The sequence below is a fragment of the Bradyrhizobium algeriense genome (assembly GCF_003062295.1).
Taxonomy (GTDB): Bacteria; Pseudomonadota; Alphaproteobacteria; order Rhizobiales; family Xanthobacteraceae; genus Bradyrhizobium; species Bradyrhizobium algeriense.
Genome location: NZ_PYCN01000128.1, coordinates 1 through 1,742 on the forward strand (window position 1 = coordinate 1; position 1,742 = coordinate 1,742).

Consider the following 1,742-nt stretch of genomic DNA (forward strand, 5'->3'; position numbering starts at 1 on the left):
GGAAGGCATGTGACAGGGATGGCAGGCCTGAGGTGAGAGCATCTTCTGGCAAGGTTCCAACCTTGCGACAATCCCACCATTCGGAAGGCTCGCAGTCCTGAAATGCAGGGCTCCGCCCTCGGACGGCTTCGCTCTCTCGATTGTGACGAGCCGCCGATTTGGAGAATCCGGCCAGGATCTCTATATGAAGATCAAGGAGTTAAGACCATGAAAGGTAATAGGGGCAAAACCGTTGGCGATCACGCTAAGGAGCAGCGGTCGCTGACCAGATCTGCCAGGCGCGGGACGGCTGGCGCATCAGCAATTCCCAGTCTATCGCCAAGATAGCTCCAGAATGACACTCCCAGCTTGCGACAGGTCTTGCTCAATCCGAGGAATGCATCGCGGCAGTCCCGCCCCGTGTCGGAGCGCGTGCCGGCGCTGATCTTGCGCCGAATGACCTGAGCCCGGATGTCGTTCTCGGACCCGTTGGTGTGCAGCGGGATCTCGGGGCGCTCCAGCACCCGCAGCAGTTCCGCCTTGTTGGCTCGCAGCCGTCTCAGCAGCCGATCAAGGGTGGCAAAGCCGGTTCGCCTCGTGAAGATCCGATCAAAGCGCGCCCGCAACTGCGTTCGGCGGCGGCGGGTTGGTGCCTGACGATAGAGCTTCAGATCCCGGTAGAACCACCACACCAGCCGCCGCATCCGCTTCTGGGCCGCGCGCTGATGATCCGTAAAGGTGTCGAGCTGATGGATCAGCCGCTCGGCATGCACCCAGCACAACGCGTGCTCTCCAACCTCGAACTGGCCGGCATCGTCGCTGACGATCACCGTGTTCGGCAGAAGGCCGTGCGCCTTGATGCTGCCCCACACGGCTCCTTCGGTGGCCAGACGGACGGGATCGAGCGTGTCGGGCCGGCTGGGCATCGCCACCTGTTCCAAATGACGCTGCCAGGCCGGGGCATCGCGGAAGTCCGTCTCGGACGCTTGCGCCAGACGCGCGATCAGAGGCTGCGGCAAGGCTCGCCGGCGCAGGTAGGCAAGCGCGTCAGCGTTGATGACGTAATCTGTGTGGCCCGCTCGTAGAAGCTCGAGGAAGTTGAGCCGGCTCTTGGAGGCGGTGGTGCCAAACCAGGTGAAGTGGTCATTGCCGATCTGGGTGCAGGTGCCGTTGCGGCCCTGATGCCGTGCGCCTGTGTCATCGACACTGATCCAGCGCGCGCTCCTCAATCCGGCCCGCAGCACCGCCATCGCCTCGTCGCGGAATAACCCGCTCGCATCGCTGAGCAACCGCACGACCTGCCGCTTGGAGATCAGCACGCCCAGCAGGGTGAGATGCTCGACCAGCCGCGCGATGGTGAGCTGACCCTGATGGTAGAGCGCCAGCACATAGCGGTGCAGGTCTGGCCCGAAATGCCCGACGATGCCATCCGGCAGCGGCGCCACAAGGGTACGGCCGTCCGGGGTCAGCCAGCGCTCGCGACGAATGCGGATCCCGTGGGATCGCACGATCAGGTCCTGAACCAGAAAGTCCTCATAGCCCTTGAAGCGCGATCCGGCCGGAACGGCGGCACGCATGACACGCTCCTCATGGATCGTGATCTGCGAGGCTTTGGGGCCGCGCCGCCCGGGCTTGCGGCTTGACCCAGGCGAAGGTGTGTGGGTGTCCATGCCGCTGGGCGTGCGCGGCTTGATGGTTGGACGTCCTTTAAGGTTCTTGAGACGGGCGATCTCCTCGCGCTGGGCGGCAGCCAGCCGCTCCAG

At 64.1% G+C, this 1,742-nt stretch carries 1 protein-coding gene; it reads right to left on the bottom strand.

What is annotated here, in order from left to right; translation table 11 throughout:
• Positions 1-239 precede the first annotated feature (239 nt).
• Positions 240-1,742: IS66 family transposase (locus C7G61_RS42620; protein WP_338026200.1), on the bottom strand; the 1,503-nt coding region annotated here is incomplete at its 5' end.